The organism is Sinomicrobium soli (assembly GCF_003285545.1).
In the GTDB taxonomy this organism is placed as follows: domain Bacteria; phylum Bacteroidota; class Bacteroidia; order Flavobacteriales; family Flavobacteriaceae; genus Sinomicrobium.
The window spans coordinates 392,642-410,385 of sequence record NZ_QLNV01000003.1 but is presented as its reverse complement, the minus strand read 5'-3'; the positions used below and the strand labels follow the sequence as shown (position 1 = coordinate 410,385).

The following is a 17,744-nucleotide window of genomic DNA, read 5'->3' as shown; positions in this document are numbered from 1 at the left end:
AAATACGGCATGCCTTTCAGGGGAGAAATACCCTGTTGAGGGTATTTTTCAGGGGTATACCTCGATGCCATTCGGAGTGTAGTTTTTTTAACTATTTTAGTAGCCGGGATACACAAACCGTATTATACACAAATAGTATATGTGCAAGCCGGATGAACAGCAGAGAAATAAATATCATCGAATTTCCTTCGAACTTAGGACTGAAAAAGAACGCAACGGAAGTTGAGCCCGGTGTAAAAAAACTACCTGACTGGCTGCAAACCTTCGGATTTCACGAACAAATTAACCCGAAAAAGGTTTACCGCATAGAGCCTCCCGTCTATTCAATGGAAATGGACGAAGAATCCGGGGTCAGAAATGCGGATAAAATTGCTGAGTATGCGATACAACAAAGCAAACTGTTGAAAGAACGATTAAATGAGGACACTTTTCAACTCATTCTCGGTGGAGATTGCAGTATACTGATAGGGAACTCCGTCGCTTTAAAACAAAAAGGAGAATTCGGACTTTTCTACATTGACGGACATACAGATTTTATAGGGCCGGAGCTTTCGCATACCGGTGGTGCGGCGGGAATGGATTTGGCTATTGTTACCGGGCACGGCCACGATAAACTGACCGATATTCTATCTGAAAAGCCATATTTCGAAGAAGCGCATGTTTTCTGTGTAGGGAACAGGGAATATGACGAAGATTATGTAAAACCCATAATCAATTCCGGTATACGATATTTCGATTTAAAAGCAGTTCGTGCCAACGGATTTGAAAGTACGGCAAAGAAATTCCTGGAATTGATCCATCAGCGAAACCTGGATGGTTTTTTTATACATATTGATGTGGACGCCCTCAACGATGAGATAATGCCGGCAGTCGACAGCAGGGAAAAAGACGGGCTGACCTACGAGGAATTTTCCGAATTGTTGAAACCGCTGTTATCAAGTGACAAAGCCATCGGGATGGAAGTGACAATTCTGGACCCGAATCTGGACAGGGACGGGAAGTATACAAAAGAATTTATAAAACACTTTTTGGAAATATTCGAATACGGCAAAGCCAGTACATAGCATCGGTGCTGTTGCACAGGCATGTAAATTATAAAGCCTGTCAATGAATTTTCAGGATAAAGTGAAAAGTTTACCGGGTTTATAACACCTATGCCATGAGGGTGATTCCAGTTTTTCATAAAAACAAACAACCCTCTTGTAAACACTTGGTTTACAAGAGGGTTGTTAGTGGAGTCGGAGAGAATCGAACTCTCGTCCAAACAGGCAATCAAAATGCTTTCTACATGCTTAGTTTCCGTTTGTTTTTCGACACGGGGCTGACCGGAAACCGCCTACCCTGTGCTTAGCTTCTTAAAGTTTAAAACACTGGCGAAGCTACAGTGTTTCTATGTTGACTTTTATGGTGCCTCCTTGCGGACCGCCGTCAACAAGGGCTATCCGGAGACATCTCGCTTTTCCGCCTTGCGGAAACGTGGCTAAATCCTACTGTAATTCAGATTACGCAGCAAGAGCGTAGTTATTCTCGCCATTTAAAAGGTGTGAAACATGAGATTTAAGAGCTGTGTCCCGGCGCTCTGCATGCTTACAATTCAATTCGACCCGCTGTCAAAACCAGTCGACCCCAGTATGTAAAGAACGTTGCTGTGACGTATAAGGGTACAAAGTTACAACAAAAAATTATTCGCCGGAAACCTTGCGGAAAATAATTACAACGGTTACATTTGGAACAAATAGTGTGCCAGAAAGTTATAAATAAGTGTTAATATGAGGATAGGGATCATCAGGGAAAGAAAAAATCCGCCCGACAGAAGGGTCGTGCTTTCTCCTGCAGCCTGTAAAAAGATCCGGCAGCAGTTTCCGGAAGTGGAATTATGTGTAGAACCTTCGGAAATGCGGGTATTCCGGGATGAAGAATATGAGGCGGAGCATATCCCGGTGACCGCAAATATGCAGGCTTGTGATATACTTCTCGGGGTCAAGGAGGTTCCTGTGGATGCCCTGATCCCGGGAAAGAAGTATTTTTTCTTCTCGCATACGATTAAAAAACAACCCTATAACCGGGAATTGTTACGGGCCGTTCTCGACAAAAACATAGAGCTTTACGATCACGAAGTGATTACAGCGCCCTCGGGGCAGCGCCTGGTGGCTTTCGGGCGGTATGCCGGTATTGTGGGCACCTACAACGGGCTCAGGGCATACGGGCTGAGGTCAGGTCTTTACGACCTGCCCGGGGCATGGACGCTTCCTGATATGGAGGCGTTGCTGACCGTGTTGAGGGGTGTCCGGTTTCCCGGTATGAAGATACTGCTCACCGGGAAGGGCCGGGTAGGTGCCGGCGCCCGGGAAATCCTGGAGGGGATCGGCCTGAGAGAGGTGGGATATAAGGAATACCTCGCTTCAGACCCCAAAGGGCCGGTATATTGCCAGATCGATGTGACGGAATACAATAAGAGGAAGGATGGAAAAGTGTTTTCTCCCGAAGATTTTTATCAGAACCCGGGAGATTATGTTTCTGATTTTTTCCGTTTTGCCAGGGAAACCGATCTGTATATCGCCGGGCATTTTTACGGGGAGGGAGCCCCTCCCATCATTACCCGGGAAGATATGCGGTCGCCCGATTTCCGTATCCGGGTGATCGCCGATATCAGTTGTGATATAGACGGGCCTGTTGCCGCTACCATAAGGGCCTCTACCATAGCCGAACCCTTATACGGATACGATCCGCATAGCGGGGAAGAGGTGGGATACCGGGAAAAAAATGCCATTACCGTCATGGCTGTGGACAACCTGCCCTGTGAATTGCCACGTGATGCCAGCGAAGGCTTCGGGGAGATGTTTTCCAGGCATGTTATCCCGGCTTTTTTTGACGGTGATAAAGAAGGAATACTCGAACGGGCGAGAATGACGTTTCAGGGAAAACTGACCCCCGCGTATGCCTATCTTCAGGATTATGCAGACGGAAAGGAATAGGGTCAGGATATCGCCGGCCGCTTGTATTGTGTGTTTTCCTTTTTGAGTATCGGGTCTGCCTTATCGATCTTTTCGGCAGCCAGTTCCTTGTCCTCCCTGTCGACTTCGGGTTCTTCCTGTACCTTTTCGGCCATGGGTCTGTATTGCAGGTCGGCATAAATGGGGAAATGGTCAGATCCCATGCCGGGCAGGCGCTGTATACCGTTAAGCATAAAATCATTGGAGTGGAACAGGTGATCCAGCGGCCATCGCAGAAAAAAGTAACCGGCGTGAAAGGTACTGAACATCCCGCGGCCGATCCTCGGGTCGAGTAGTCCGCTTATTTTGCGGAACAATACGGTGGTATAAGACCATGCCACATCGTTGAGGTCGCCGAAAACTATGGTCGTTTCCTCCTTTTTGCTCACCTTTTTCCCTACCAGGAGCAGTTCGGCATCCCGGTCGGTAGAGGTATCGCTTTCGGTAGGGCTGGGCGGCATGGGGTGCAGGCAGTATATCTTTACCCTTTTGCCCGAGGGCAGTTTTACATAGGCTTCGATGGAAGGGATATCGTCTTTTACCAGGTACATGGTTTTGGCATCCTCCAGTTCGAGACTGGAATACAGGTGCATGCCGTAGAGATTGTCCAGCGGGATCTTTACGGTATACGGATAGTCCTTTTCCAGTACATCCAGCTGCTTTTCCCACCACGAATCCGATTCGAGGGTAAGCACCATGCTGGGATTCTTTTTCCGGATAAGCTCCAGAAGCTTGCCTGTATTGCGGTTGGAGGTGAGCACATTGCTGACCAGTACAGAGATCCGGTTGCTCTTATCTTCTTTTCCCTTAAAACGGTACACCTCTTTCGGATGTAAAAAGGTATAGGGCCATATCTTTATTCCCTGGTATACCAACAGCAGTAGTACGATACCGGATAAGATATAGAACCACGGGGAAGCGGTGTCGAAAGCGCATAGGGCCAGAACCAGTGCAGCCAGCCCGATACCCCATAACTGTACCCTGGGAAAATCGAACATGCGTATCCACCAGTCGTCCATCCGTATCCGGGCGGCCAGTGTAGCGAGAGCAAAAAAGGAGGAAAGGGTAATGGCCGTTACCTGCAGGGCTCCCATTTATTGGTCATGTTTGGCAATGATCCATACGGCATGTATGATCCCCGGGAGAAACCCCAGGAGGGTGAGCAGGATATTGAGCCAGAAAGCACCTTTGAATCCCACGGTAAGGAATACTCCCAGCGGGGGGAGAAGAATGGCACAGATTATTCTAAGGACACTCATATACGCTGTATTTTGAAGGTTATCCCTACTAAGATAATGCATTATCCGCAACCCGGCAACTTTGAGATATAAAATTGCAGGGCAGCCTGTGCCGAATGCTGAATTTTAAATTATTCATTTTGAATGAGGGAGGAAGCCGGAGGTCGGAAGCTCGAAGTTGTCATCCTGCATAGTCCCCGCCCCGGCTCTTGGTCGGGGGAGGGATTTCCGGCGCTTCTGCGATCCCGGTTGACGAACTGAACACCAAGAACTACCTGTGAAGAACCAAACTACAGCCCGTTCGCCGTTTTCCTGATGGCCACCAGGTGGGTCAGCAGTTTTTCCAGGTGGTCCAGGTGCAGCATATTGGCCCCGTCGCTTTTGGCACTGGCAGGGTCGAAATGCGTTTCCAGGAAAAGACCGTCCACATTGTTCACTACTCCTGCCCGCGCTATGGTCTCGATCATATCGGGCCTTCCGCCGGTAACCCCGCTGGTCTGGTTGGGCTGCTGCAGGGAGTGGGTGACGTCCAGGACTACCGGTGCGTATTCCCGCATGGTGGGAATGCCCCGGAAATCGACGATCAGGTCCTGGTATCCGAACATGGTACCCCGGTCGGTAATCACGGCCTGTTCATTACCGCAGTCCAGCACCTTTTGTACGGCGTGTTTCATGCTTTCCGGGCTCATGAACTGCCCCTTTTTCAGGTTTACCGTTTTTCCGGTCTCAGCCGCAGCTACGAGCAGGTCGGTCTGGCGTACCAGAAAAGCGGGTATCTGCAGTATATCCACATATTCGGCGGCTTTCCGGGCATCGTCTATCTCGTGAATATCCGTAACGGTAGGCACGTGAAAGGTTTCCGAGACCTTTCGGAGTATTTTGAGGGCCTTTTCGTCCCCTATGCCGGTAAAGCTGTCTATCCGGCTGCGGTTGGCTTTCTTAAAGCTTCCCTTAAATACATAGGGTATTTGCAGTTTATCGGTAATACTTACCACTTTTTCTGCAATACGCATGGCCATATCTTCGCCTTCAACGGCACAGGGGCCGGCAAGCAGGAAGAAATTGCCTGAGGTAGTGTGATTTATCTGCGGAATGGCATTGATGTTCATAGGTACGATGTTAAAAGTATTGTCGTAATATCAGCTTAAATTTAAGATTTATTTTGCCGTTGCCTGACGGTTTCGTATAAAAATACCCCGCAGGCCACCGACACATTCAGGGAGCCTATATTGCCGGACATGGGGAGTTTTGCCTTGTGATCGGCTGCCTTGAGAATGGAAGGGGATATTCCCTTGTCTTCGGCCCCCATGACAATGGCTGTGGGCTGTGAGAGGGGGAGGTCGTAAACGGAGGCGTCCGTTTTTTCCGTAGCGGCCACCACCTGTATACCCGATGCTTGCAGGTAAAATACGGCATCCTTGATATGCGGTACCTTGCACAGGGGTACATTGAAAACGGCACCGGCCGAGGTTTTTACGGTATCGGCCGTGACCGGGGCACCACCCTTGTTCGGAACGATAATACCGTGTACTCCCGTACATTCGGCAGTACGTATGATGGCCCCGAAATTCCTTACGTCAGACACCTGGTCGAGGAGCAGAAAGAAGGGCGTATCTCCCGATTCGATCGTCTGCATGACAAGGTTTTCCAGGTCGTGAAATCCGACGGGAGATATATGGGCAACCACCCCCTGGTGGTTTTTGTTGCCGAAACGGTTGAGTTTTTCCAGGGGTACAAATGACATATTGATCTGTTCCCGCCGCAGCAGTGTTTCCAGTTCGCTGAACAACGGGCCTTTAAGCCCTCGCTGAAGGAACACCTTATCTATGGATCTGCCGGCATGTACAGCTTCGATCACTGCCCTGATACCGAATATCTGGTTATCTTTTTGCATGGGTGCAAAGTTAGGAAAAAGAAGCTGTGGTTGTGTATTCCTGCCGTAAATCTAAAAGTGCTCTTAATTCATTATGACAGCTGGGAGGGGTTTTGTATTTTTGGACTCTTCCCGGCACAGCAGGAGTGGTGGTAAAACGCCTCCTCCCGGGATACGGAACAACAGATAAAAGTACAGACATGCGGGAAGAACAAGTGATTCTGGTGAATGAAAAGGATGAACCCCTGGGGCTTATGCCTAAAATGGAGGCTCATGAAAAAGGGGTATTGCACCGTGCCTTTTCTGTATTTGTCATGAACGACGAGGGGCAGACCATGATACAGCAACGGGCGGCAGGGAAGTATCATTCCCCGGGATTGTGGACCAACACCTGTTGCAGTCACCAGAGGGAAGGAGAAAGCGCTGTGGAAGCCGGAAAGCGCAGGCTGACGGAGGAGATGGGATTTACCACTGATCTGGAAGAGATATTTTCGTTCATATATAAAGCCCCTTTTGAGAACGGGCTTACCGAACACGAATACGATCATGTGCTGATCGGCAGGTATAATGATGCCCCCCAACCCAACCCCGAAGAAGTAGGCGACTGGAAGTGGGTATATCCCGAAGAGGTAAGGAACGATATAAAAGCCCGCCCGGAATTGTATACGGCGTGGTTCAGGATCATATTCGGGAAGTTTTACGATCACCTAATGCAAAACATATCATCATGAGGGTCAAGGTAAGCCGGAAAGCACATTTTAATGCTGCGCACAAGTTATATAACCGGAACTGGACTTCGGAAAAAAACGAAGAGGTATTCGGCAAATGCAGCAGTCCCAATTATCACGGGCATAACTACGAGCTCATTGTAAGCGTGACCGGGGAGATCGACCCGGAGACCGGTTTTGTAATGGATATCAAGATACTCAAGGATCTTATCGCCGATAAGATAGAAGCCTTATTCGACCATAAGAACCTCAACCTGGATGTCCCTGATTTTAAGGGGCTGAACCCTACCGCCGAGAATATTGCCGTGGTGATATGGAACAAGCTGAGACCTTTTATAAAAAAAGAACACGACCTGGAGGTCACCTTATACGAAACCGCCCGGAATTTTGTTACTTATTCGGGAACATGACCTGAGGATACCCTTATTGTAAACAGAAAAACAAGACCTATCATATTTAACGATCTGAAAATGAAATCTTATCCTGTAAAATTTGTCCCCATCCTCAAGGAGCGTCTCTGGGGGGGCACCAAGCTGCACGACGAGCTTGAAAAAGAGATTGAAAGCGATATTACCGGGGAGAGCTGGGAACTTTCCGCCGTAAAAGGCGATGTGTCTGTCGTGATCAATGGAGACTATAAAGGCAAGGACCTGCAGGAACTGATCGACACTTACAAAGGGGAATTACTGGGCGAACACGTCTTTGAACGGTTCGGTTCCGAATTTCCCATCCTGATCAAGTTTATCGACGCCAGGCAGGACCTGTCCATACAGCTGCATCCCCATGACGACCTGGCCAGGGAGCGCCACAATTCTTTCGGGAAAACCGAAATGTGGTATATCATGCAGGCCGATGAAGGTGCGGAGCTTATCGTAGGGTTTAACAAGGATGTGAGCCGTGAAGAATACACCGGTCACCTGAAGGCCAATACCCTTACGGAGCTACTGAACTATGAGAAAGTAAAAGAGGGAGACACCTTCTTTATACGTACGGGAAAGGTACATGCCATAGGGGCAGGGGTATTGCTGGCCGAAATACAGCAGACCTCGGATATCACCTACCGCATCTACGATTTTAACCGGAGAGACAAGGACGGTAAGCTGCGGGAACTGCATACCGAACTGGCCCTGGATGCCATAGATTATACAAAAAAGGACGATTTTAAGGTAAGCTATACCCGGGAAAAGAACGTGTCTAACAAAATGGTGCACTGTCCTTATTTCAATACCGATTATATGGAGGTGGAAGGCCACCTGGAGCACGACCTGTCCCAAAGGGATTCCTTTACCATTTATATGTGTGTGGAAGGGAGTGCAGCGGTGGAAACCGGGGGCGTAAGAGAACAACTCCGGAGGGGGGAGACCCTGCTTGTTCCGGCCGGTGCCGATAAAGTGGATATTATCGCAGAAGGGGCCAAACTTCTCGAAGTGTTTATCGGATAGATTAATTTGGTGTAACTTTGCAGAAAAACAAATAACATAATCATGGCAAGTGTAAAAGACCTTAAGAAGAATATCAACAATGTTCTCGGCGATATCATTGAAGCGGTGTATCTCTGGGAGGCCGCTACCGGAAATCATAATTCGGAAGCGGGAAATGCTGTTATCGACGAAGCGATAGAAACTTTTGACGCGTTGATCGAAAAGGTAAACGACAGGAATCAGGAAAACAGGAGCGCCTATTTAAAAGAGGTGAACGGGGAGCTGGAAAAGAAAGCCGAAGCACTTATAGAAAAAGTGAATGCCCTGGCGTAAATTTTTTTAAAAAAGGTTGGTAAAAAATAAAAACCATTTTATATTTGCCACCGCTTTTAAGGCATACCAAGGCCGGCATAGCTCAGTTGGCCAGAGCACGTGATTTGTAATCTCGGGGTCGTGGGTTCGAATCCCTCTGCCGGCTCAGAAAAACCCTTCGGAAACGGAGGGTTTTTTTTATGGATGTAAGATATATGACAAAAGTATGCCCCGGGATATGTATCTTTAGGTTCGCTATTTGTATATAGCGCTATTTTTTCAACCTGAAACGATCACATAATCATGAACACCAGAACCTTGCTGTCTGTCATATGCTGCCTTGTCGGTATGTCCTCTTTTTCGGCCGAAGTAGATACGGTGGAAACCTATAGTACGTCCATGAACAAAAATATCAGGGCCGTTGTCATTACCCCGGAGGGGTATGATAGCTTGGTGTCCTACCCGGTGGTGTACCTGCTTCACGGCTATTCCGGCAACTATGCCGATTGGGTAAACCGCGTACCGGCCCTGAAGAAGTACGCCGACCGGTATAATATGATCATAACGTGTCCCGACGGCGGATATTCTTCATGGTATCTCGATAGTCCCGTGAAACGGGGAAGCAGGTATGAAACTTATGTAAGCAAAGAGTTGGTCGGATATGTAGACCAGCATTACAGTACGATAAGGGACCGGAAAGGCAGGGGGATCACCGGCCTGAGCATGGGAGGGCACGGGGCCCTGTACCTGGCGTTCAGGCACCAGGATACCTTCGGGGTGGCCGGTAGTATGAGCGGGGGAGTCGACCTTAAACCCTTTCCGGGCAACTGGGAAATATCCGATTACCTCGGTGCGCAGGCACAATACCCCGACCGCTGGACCTCGAACAGTGTCATTGATATGATCTATCTTCTGAATCCCGGTTCCCTCGATATTATCCTGGCCTGCGGGACGGAAGATTTTTTCTATGACGCTAATGTCAGGCTGCATGAGAAACTGCAGTACCGCAATATTCCGCATACCTTTATTTCCAATCCGGGAGGACATACCTGGGAATACTGGGCCGGTATTGTCGGGTATGAGCTGGAATTCATGAATGTTTTTTTCAGTAAGGACAATGACGGTCAGAGTGCCCGGAAAATGTAATTATTTTAAAAAAACCTGGTTTTATCCCAGTTTTTCCAGTGTATGCTTCATCGCTTCGCTGCTGGAAGTAAAATAGCATGTTCTGACCCCCCTATTTTTCATGGCAGCCAGTGCCTTTTCCACTTTTTCCGCCGGTTTGCCCCGCCTGGTCTTCCTGATGTATACCGTACTGATGTTCTCCGGGAAAATTTTGGAGATCTTTTCATAGATAAACGGGTCCTGCTGGCTGTCGTCTCCCAGTAAAACAAACCGCAATTCCGGGTAAAATTCCACCAGGTGTTTTATCTGGTGAAATTTGTGATCGTGATCGCCGCTCCCCGTAAACAGGAAATCGGCAATTCCCGTTTTTATTTTTTTCAGATGCAGTACCGCTTTGGGAAACTGGTGCAATTGGGTAAACCGGATAATAAAATTATAGAGGTTCCATTCGCTGCTGCTCACGTAAAAAAAAGCATTATTGGTGTCCTTGTCTTTGCGCCCGAGCCGGTTCAGAAGGCGATAGTGTGCCACCACTTCATTAAAAACATGCCTCTTGTTCAGGTTTTTGGTGAGCATGACATAAAGTTTCATGAAAAAATTCCGGGAATGGGATATGAGAAAGGTATCGTCTATATCGGAGATTACCCCGTATTCCCCGGCATAGGGCTTTACAAATTCACCTTCTTCTTTTGTCGTAATGCCCTCGATGACCGTTTCTACCGTAAACCGGTGCCAACCGCTTTCCAGTACATTCCGGTAAGGAACGGTTATCCTGAAATGCCCGTCTTTCAGGGTTTTTGTCCTTATCTCCGTATCCTTAAAACGGAAAACGACCTCTGTGTCGGCAATGGTTTTTATGCTGAACATCCGGATCACAGCCCACGCGTGTTTGTACCAGCGTTTGTCCAGGTCAAAAGAATCCGGGGCGTACTTCTTGAATACATGTCCCATGACCACAATTTCCCTGTCATTGGCATATCCCCGGTAAATGGTAAGGTCGGCTTCCATAGATTTAAGCAAAATATAACGTTATCACTTCAGTAGAATTCATACTTTTAATACTCTTACAGATACACAAGATATGAAACTGTTGCTGGTTGTAAACCCCGTAAGCGGAGATAATGATAAAGAACCATACATCAAAAAAATAAAAGATCGGCTGAATTCCCAAGACGATCTGCATATTTTTGAAACGAATGGGAAAGACGATCTCGAAAGGCTCCGCAGGTCTTTTTTCGGAAAATACGACCGCGTAGTGGTCATAGGGGGAGATGGTACCATAAAACTTGCAGCCGAAGCTATGGGCGAGCACCCGGTAAGCATCGGGATTATTCCTGCCGGATCTGCCAATGGTCTGGCCATCGACCTGGGACTGCCGCTTTCTCCGGAAGAGGCCATAGCGGTAGCCCTGGGAGCGAAAACCCGGAAGATCGACGCGATTTCCCTGAACGGGGAACTGTGCCTGCATATCAGTGACCTCGGGTTGAATGCCGAACTGATCAAGGAATACGAAAACAGTTTCCTTCGCGGGAAACTGGGATATGCATTAAATTCCATTCCCGCTTTATTCCGGAGTAAGGGCCCCTATGATTTTACCATAGAGACCGAAAACAGGACCTGCCGGGCCAGGGGGATCATGCTGGCTTTTGCCAACAGTAAGAAATTCGGGACCGGCGCAGTGATAAATCCCGACGGTAGTATTGATGACGGGATCTTTGAAATACTCATCTTTAAAAAATTAGACGTTCTGGAAATTTTAAAAACTCTACAGGAAACAGAAAAGCCTTCTACCGGTTTTATGGAAGTCATTCCCGTAAAAAAAGCCAGGATAACCACTGAAGAGCCCGTAGCTTTCCAGGTGGACGGAGAATACTGCCAGGCTGTTTCTGAGGTAAGGGCCCGTGTTGTTCCTGAAAAACTGGAAATTGTTGTGGCGGAATGATTTTTTCAGGAAACAAATTTCAGGTTATATATTACAAATATTTAACCTGCAGGTAACGCAACCTTTACAAGGCAGTTTTTTCTTTACCGTGAGACAAATCAGGAGACACATTCTGAAAAATATACGACCTCAGGGAGGAGTTTTAATTGAAATAAAAGATGTAGGTTTCTGTTTTTAAATGTGTTGTGTTTTGGGTAACGGCTATGTATGGCGTATTTCCGCTAAAATGACAAAAGGTATATAAGGCCAATGAATTTAAGTTTTCGTCCGATAGTTGATCCGGGAATAAAGTTTTAATTATCTTTAAAAACGAAATACTTTTTTATATATTTATCACTTCTGTAAGGAAATAATTGAATTTTTGATAATAGTGTTGCCAAAAAAATCTTATACAAATGAATTGTTGTTTGCCAATTTCAGAGACGGTAGCCAAAAAGCATTCAGGGTTTTATTTGATCAGTATTGGGAAACCATGTTCCGAAAGGCAAATTCCATTCTTCGCAACAGGGAGGTGGCACAGGATGTTGTTCAGGAAATATGGATAAATCTATGGCACCAGAGAACACAATTGGAAATCACCAATTTTGAGGCCTATATTTTTCGTTCCGTCCGTTACGGGTGTTATAAATATTTAAAAAACAATAAATTTAATACTACACAACTTCAAATTATTGATTCCCTGTCATTAACCCGTCCTGATATTGAAAACCGGCACAACCTGGAGTGGACTGAGAAGGAGATAAACAGATCGTTGAATGAATTGTCTCCGAGGTGTCAGGAGATTTTCAGGTTAAGTAAAATGGAGGGGGCAACGAATGAGGAGATTGCATTTAAGCTGGGAATATCGAAAAGATCTGTAGAAAATCAGGTTTCACTCGCTTTGAAGACTGTAAGGCAACATTTAACTACGCTTCACATTACTTCACTTTTCTTATATTTTTTTCTTGTTTTTTAGATTGACATCGAATATGGCATCCCTGATTTTTTGAAGACCACTTCTGTCATGACCCTTTATCAGTCTGCCATAGTATTGGCATAGTACAGAAGGCTGGTGGGTTGCCGTATAAACGACCCTATTGATCTGCCTGTTCGAAATAAATGATTCAGGTTTGTTCACCTAATTTTTATTTACAGATGTTAAAAATATGTTAAAAAACACTTTTATAAGTGAGTTCCGCCGGCGTTTTGATTCTTAAGGTTACAGGAATACGATTATGCAAGAACACGATTTTAGAAAACTGCTGGACAAATATCTGAACGGTACGATTACGGAAGAAGAAAAACGACTTCTCGATGAATTTGAGGAAAAACTCACTTCGGAAGATGACAGTCTGCATTTTATAAATGAAGCAGCTAAAAGCAGGGAGAAAAAGCGTATATGGGATAAGGTGAAGGCTGGAACTGTTTCGCATACAGCTTCAAAACGGGGCTGGAAGGTTGCTGTCGCTGCAGCAGCAATCATTACCGGCCTTTTATCGGGGGGGTATTTCTATTTTTATAATTCCGGTCTTTTTACCGGTAAGGCAATCCCGGAAAATGCCATTACCCTGGAACTGGAAGATGGTAGTTTAAGGATTATCGAGGAAAACGGTTCTCTTGCCATAACAGGAAATGACGGGAGTGTCATAGGCCGGCAAAAAGGAAAGGAAATTGTTTATTCCGGAGGGGACGGAACTGGTGATCTGAAGTACAATACCCTGAAAGTGCCTTATGGCAAAACCTTTGAATTGCGTTTATCTGATGGTACAAGGGCATACCTCAATGCAGGATCTTCGTTAAAATATCCGGTCCGGTTTTTAAAAGGACGGGACAGAAGTGTTTATATTACCGGGGAGGCCTTTCTGGAGGTGGAAAAAGATTCGTTACACCCGTTTATAGTAGTCACCGACAATGTGAATATCAGGGTTCTGGGCACAAAATTCAATATCTCCGCATATCCCGAAGATGAAACGTCAGACGTAGTTCTTGTAGAAGGGGCTGTTAGCTTATACGAAGCGGGAAAGCAATACGACCCATCGAATGTCGTAGTGCTAAAACCGGGGTTTAAAGGCAGTTTTAATAAGAAAGAGAAAAAGATTTCCAGAGAGCAGGTAACAACCAGCCTGTACACCTCGTGGATGGAAGGGGAACTCATCTTTCGCAATATGTCTTTCGGCAATATTATTAAAAAGCTGGAAAGGCATTATAATGTGTCTATTGTGAATGAAAACAAGGAGTTGGCGGTCAAGAAATTCAATGCCAATTTCGGCACCCAGCCCATAGAGAAAGTCCTGCAGGAACTCAAGGTCAATTACGGAATTGATTACGAAATTGACGAAACGGATGTAATGATCAAATAACAACGGAGTAAATGACTAACATAAAAAGAATATCTATGAACAGAAACAACTGATAACCCGGGTATCACTCAGACAGCGAAATAAAAAAATCGGAAAATGCTGGAACCATTTCCCGATTTGGTAAGAGTGATCAAAGTAAATTAATTACCTTAAAAACACTTTAAAAGTATGAAAAAACTTCTTAATAGAACAAGAAGCCAAAGCCTTGTATTTAAATTTGACCTGAAAATGAAATTGAGTATACTTTTTTTATTGGTCACCTTTTTTTCGCTTCAGGCCAATAACAGCTATCCGCAGCATACTAAAATTACCTTAAAACCCGACACTGTTTCGGTGGGACAACTTCTCAATGAGATTGAGACCACAACGGAATTTCAATTTGTATATAAGATTGAGGATGTCGATCTGGAGCGTACTGTTTCTATCAGGGCCGATAAAGCACGGATAGATGAGGTTTTAAATAAGATCTTTGGAAATACCACGACCACTTTTAATATAAACGACCGGCGGATTTATCTGGTACGCCGGAGGGAAGTCCCTGTTTCCTTGCCCCAAAAAGAAGATATTGAATTAGCTTATGCTCAGGATTTAATCAGGGGAGAAATAACGGATGAAGATGGAAATCCTCTTCCGGGGGCAAGTATTGTGGAAAAAGGAACGTCCAATGGAGTGACAGCCGACCTTGATGGTAAATTCTCCTTAAATGTAACAAGTGAGAATGCAACATTGGTAGTCTCTTATGTGGGGTTTTCTACCAAAGAGGTATTGATAAGCGGGCAAACAGACCTGAGTATTGTTCTCGAGGAAAGTGTTTCGGCCCTGGAAGAGATTGTAGTGGTCGGTTACGGAGTGCAGAAAAAGGTCAACTTAACCGGAGCTGTCAGTGTTGTGGATATGGAAAAACAAGTCGCCGACCGTCCGCTGGCGAATGCTGCGGAGGCACTTCAGGGTGCGGCACCGGGACTTCAGGTGATCTCTGACTCCGGGCAGCCGGGTTCTCAGGGACTCAACATGAGGATACGGGGGTATGAGTCGATTAACGGAGGACAGCCGTTGGTACTGGTTGATAATGTACCGATGAGTATTGCCGATATCAATCCCCGGGATATTGAAACGGTGACCGTATTAAAAGATGTGGCCGCATCCTCTATTTACGGGGCACGCGCGGCTTTTGGCGTAATATTGATTACCACCAAGCAAGGAAAACGGGGACAGCCGATCAGTTTTGAGTATTCGTCAAACTTCACGTTTACCAGTGCAAGTAATCTGCCGGTAAAAGCTTCTCCGTTACAGCACGTGCAGGCTTTGGCCGATTTCGGGAACCAGAATGCCTGGACAGGGCAGGATATACCGACCTGGCTTACATTACTGGGGCAATACCGGCAGGATCCGGGGCAGTACCCGGAGGGTTATGCAGATATCGATGGCACCATTTATCCTCTGGCAGACCAGGACCTCTATGGCAAGTTCTTTCAAAACGGATTTGAACACCTGCACAATCTGTCCTTTAGTGGTGGCTCGGAGCGTACTTCATACCGGGTTTCGGTGGGGTATAATGATGCTGATGGTATTATGATCACAGACAAGGACAGCTACCGGAAGATAAACCTGAATGCCTTTCTGAATACGGACCTGACCCATAATCTGAGAGGGACTGTAAATGTGTTTTATAAAAATGACTCCAGAAAGACTCCCGGAAACTTCGGTAATGTTATAGGCAGGGCCGTCAACCTGAGTTCTTTTGCTCCCACTGGTACCGGCTTCACTGCTGAAGGAGAGGAACTCCCTTTCGGTACATCAAACAACATCCTGGAAAACGAACCACCCGAAAAACATTTCGGAGATGACATAAGGCTATACGGAAAACTGGAATACGAGCCGTTGAAAAACCTGAAAATAACCGGGGAATATACTTTTGACAAATCTACAAGCAATGCCCGCGAGACTGGTTTAAGAACCCGCTATCTGGACCCTGATACGTATGGAGTGGATTTTCTTAATGATGAAACGTTTTACAGAAGATCCAGCGGTGCTACGAATTATCACGCCGTTAACTTCTATGCAAATTACAGCAAGAGTTTTGGCAGTCATAATTTCAGTGTACTCGCGGGTACCAACCAGGAGAGTAGCAAGTATGAATATTTTAACATCAGGAGGGCAGATGTAATCAGCGGTGAGGTGCCTTCCATTTCAACCAGTACCGGCTTAATATCCGGAAGTGACAGTTTTAGCGAATATGCTGTGTCAGGTTATTTCGGAAGGGTCAATTATAATTACAAGGAGAAATATCTTCTTGAAATGAATGCCAGGTATGACGGGTCCTCCCGTTTTCCACCGGGACACCGTTTTGGTTTTTTCCCTTCGGTATCCGCAGGCTGGATCATATCTGAGGAAAATTTTATGGAGTCTTTGCAAAATTCTATATCCCTTTTAAAATTGAGAGGATCCTGGGGTGAAGTTGGTAACCAGGTCACCGGGAGTGACTATCCCTTTATCCCGGGAATGAGTTCTTATAATGCCCAGTGGATCGACCCGGAAACCAATATCAGGTATTTGACATTAAACCCCCCGTCCCTGGTGAGCGATAGCTTTACGTGGGAAACCGTACGGTCTGTAAACTTCGGGATAGATATAGGATTGTTCAGGGACAGGTTTAACGGGAGTTTTGATATATACCGCCGAAAGACATTGGATATGCTGGCCCCTGGGTCTGAATTACCTGCTGTTGTAGGGGCTTCGGCTCCTTTACAGAATGTGGCCGATCTGGAAACAAAAGGTTGGGACCTGGAAGTTTCCTGGAAAGACCAGATAAACAGTTTTGGGTATTCCTTGGGATTAAACCTTTCCGACAACCAGACTTTCATCACAAAATTTAAGAACGAAGCCGGTTTGATCAGTGATTATTACGAAGGGCAGGAAATAGGCGAATTGTGGGGCTACGTTACAGACGGTTTTTATACCGTAGACGATTTTGTGGAAGGTTCCCTGAATGAAGACCTGACCGGAGGGGTGTTAAAAGAGGGGGTTCCTGCCTATGAGGGCTATGAAACCAGGCAGAACCCCGGAGATATCCGTTTTGTCGATCTGGACGGAGATGGAGTGATCACCAACGGCAATAACACACTGGAAGATCCGGGAGACCGAAAGGTTATCGGTAACCAGGGAAACAGGAGATATCAGTTCGGGATCAACGGAAGTGCAAGCTACAGGAATTTTGATCTGACCTTCTTCCTTCAGGGAGTAGGAAAAAGAGACCGATGGATCAACACCGCAGTGTTCTGGCCATACCGAAGTCAGTTTCAGGAAATATTTGCAAATCAGTTGAATTACTGGACCCCTGAAAACACGAATGCCTATTATCCGCGAATGTATCCTGAAGCAGGAGGCAATACGGAAGTCAGCAGGCGTCTTCAAACCAAATATTTATTGAATGGCGCTTACCTTCGTGTGAAAAATATCACCCTGGGCTATTCCCTTCCCGAGAGGTTTTTAAAAGCCGTTAACCTGACCAGGGCACGAATCTTTTTTTCAGGGGAAAACCTGTTCACCTTCGATCACCTCGAAGAAGGTCTGGACGCCGAGGTCAGGAACATTACTTCCGGAGGGTATTACCCGTTTCTGAGGAAAATCAGTTTTGGCCTGAACATTTCATTTTAATTCAAAGATCCCGATGATCGACATGGTTGAAATAATTTTCGGATATATAGGGCGATGATTATTCTGGTGATCAAACCTGCCTGATAGCGGACAGGTCTTATATCCGACCATTGCAA

Annotated in this window: 16 protein-coding genes, 1 tRNA gene and 1 other RNA gene; 12 read left to right on the top strand and 6 right to left on the bottom strand. The window is 46.2% G+C overall.

The features are described from left to right. Nucleotides 1–152: 152 nt before the first annotated feature. The gene (locus tag DN748_RS05580; protein WP_112370774.1) at nt 153–1,064 is read left to right on the top strand and encodes an arginase family protein; all 912 of its coding nucleotides are present in this window, start codon (nt 153–155) and stop codon (nt 1,062–1,064) included. A gap of 166 nt (nt 1,065–1,230) precedes the next feature. On the opposite strand, the gene ssrA is transcribed toward DN748_RS05580, so the two are convergent. Beyond that, nucleotides 1,231–1,628, bottom strand: a transfer-messenger RNA (tmRNA) gene (ssrA, locus tag DN748_RS05575). Nucleotides 1,629–1,769: 141 nt separating this feature from the next. On the opposite strand from ssrA, the gene DN748_RS05570 reads away from it, so the two are divergent. Continuing rightward, entirely contained in the window at nt 1,770–2,975 is a 1,206-nt protein-coding gene (locus DN748_RS05570; protein WP_112370773.1) for an NAD(P)-dependent oxidoreductase, read from the top strand. A 2-nt stretch (nt 2,976–2,977) separates the two neighbouring features. Here DN748_RS05570 and DN748_RS05565 read toward each other — a convergent pair whose 3' ends face one another. From DN748_RS05565 to rlmB, 4 genes are all read right to left on the bottom strand, one after another. Further along, nucleotides 2,978–4,087 carry an endonuclease/exonuclease/phosphatase family protein gene (locus DN748_RS05565; protein WP_112370772.1) on the bottom strand — a complete coding sequence of 370 codons (1,110 nt, stop codon included), beginning with the start codon at nt 4,085–4,087 and terminating at the stop codon, nt 2,978–2,980. Continuing rightward, nucleotides 4,088–4,252 carry a YqaE/Pmp3 family membrane protein gene (locus tag DN748_RS05560; protein ID WP_112370771.1) on the bottom strand — a complete coding sequence of 55 codons (165 nt, stop codon included), beginning with the start codon at nt 4,250–4,252 and terminating at the stop codon, nt 4,088–4,090. Between the two features lie 269 nt (nt 4,253–4,521). Then, complete coding sequence (gene kdsA, locus DN748_RS05555; RefSeq protein WP_112370770.1) at nt 4,522–5,340, bottom strand: 3-deoxy-8-phosphooctulonate synthase; 819 nt, start codon at nt 5,338–5,340, stop codon at nt 4,522–4,524. Nucleotides 5,341–5,381: 41 nt separating this feature from the next. Continuing rightward, complete coding sequence (gene rlmB, locus DN748_RS05550) at nt 5,382–6,125, bottom strand: 23S rRNA (guanosine(2251)-2'-O)-methyltransferase RlmB (RefSeq protein ID WP_112370769.1); 744 nt, start codon at nt 6,123–6,125, stop codon at nt 5,382–5,384. A 179-nt stretch (nt 6,126–6,304) separates the two neighbouring features. On the opposite strand from rlmB, the gene idi reads away from it, so the two are divergent. The 6 genes from idi to DN748_RS05520 all read left to right on the top strand — a co-directional run bounded on the left by idi (nt 6,305) and on the right by DN748_RS05520 (nt 9,711). Beyond that, nucleotides 6,305–6,835 carry an isopentenyl-diphosphate Delta-isomerase gene (idi, locus tag DN748_RS05545; RefSeq protein WP_112370827.1) on the top strand — a complete coding sequence of 177 codons (531 nt, stop codon included), beginning with the start codon at nt 6,305–6,307 and terminating at the stop codon, nt 6,833–6,835. Then, entirely contained in the window at nt 6,832–7,242 is a 411-nt protein-coding gene (locus DN748_RS05540; protein WP_112370768.1) for a 6-pyruvoyl trahydropterin synthase family protein, read from the top strand. The genes idi and DN748_RS05540 overlap by 4 nt, the downstream gene beginning before the upstream one ends. 60 nt (nt 7,243–7,302) lie before the next feature. Further along, nucleotides 7,303–8,274 (top strand): type I phosphomannose isomerase catalytic subunit, encoded by a 972-nt coding sequence (locus DN748_RS05535; protein ID WP_112370767.1) that lies wholly within the window; start codon nt 7,303–7,305, stop codon nt 8,272–8,274. Nucleotides 8,275–8,316: 42 nt separating this feature from the next. Next, nucleotides 8,317–8,586, top strand: coding sequence for a hypothetical protein (locus DN748_RS05530; protein ID WP_112370766.1), 270 nt, complete (start codon nt 8,317–8,319; stop codon nt 8,584–8,586). 71 nt (nt 8,587–8,657) lie between these two features. Next, nucleotides 8,658–8,731 (top strand) — tRNA-Thr (locus DN748_RS05525). 137 nt (nt 8,732–8,868) lie between these two features. Continuing rightward, nucleotides 8,869–9,711, top strand: a complete 843-nt coding sequence (locus DN748_RS05520) for an alpha/beta hydrolase (RefSeq protein WP_112370765.1) — start codon at nt 8,869–8,871, stop codon at nt 9,709–9,711. Between the two features lie 21 nt (nt 9,712–9,732). On the opposite strand, the gene DN748_RS05515 is transcribed toward DN748_RS05520, so the two are convergent. Further along, nucleotides 9,733–10,698: an App1 family protein gene (locus DN748_RS05515; protein WP_112370764.1), complete on the bottom strand. Its 966-nt coding sequence runs from the start codon at nt 10,696–10,698 to the stop codon at nt 9,733–9,735. A gap of 73 nt (nt 10,699–10,771) precedes the next feature. Between DN748_RS05515 and DN748_RS05510 the strand changes: the two genes are divergently transcribed. The 4 genes from DN748_RS05510 to DN748_RS05495 all read left to right on the top strand — a co-directional run bounded on the left by DN748_RS05510 (nt 10,772) and on the right by DN748_RS05495 (nt 17,628). Then, nucleotides 10,772–11,632: a diacylglycerol/lipid kinase family protein gene (locus DN748_RS05510; protein ID WP_112370763.1), complete on the top strand. Its 861-nt coding sequence runs from the start codon at nt 10,772–10,774 to the stop codon at nt 11,630–11,632. 370 nt (nt 11,633–12,002) lie between these two features. Continuing rightward, a complete protein-coding gene (locus DN748_RS05505; RefSeq protein WP_236636796.1) occupies nt 12,003–12,587 on the top strand; it encodes an RNA polymerase sigma-70 factor in 585 nt (194 codons plus the stop codon). A gap of 259 nt (nt 12,588–12,846) precedes the next feature. Then, the gene (locus DN748_RS05500) at nt 12,847–13,971 is read left to right on the top strand and encodes a FecR family protein (protein ID WP_112370761.1); all 1,125 of its coding nucleotides are present in this window, start codon (nt 12,847–12,849) and stop codon (nt 13,969–13,971) included. A gap of 228 nt (nt 13,972–14,199) precedes the next feature. Then, the gene (locus DN748_RS05495; RefSeq protein WP_161554476.1) at nt 14,200–17,628 is read left to right on the top strand and encodes a TonB-dependent receptor; all 3,429 of its coding nucleotides are present in this window, start codon (nt 14,200–14,202) and stop codon (nt 17,626–17,628) included. Nucleotides 17,629–17,744: the final 116 nt, after the last annotated feature.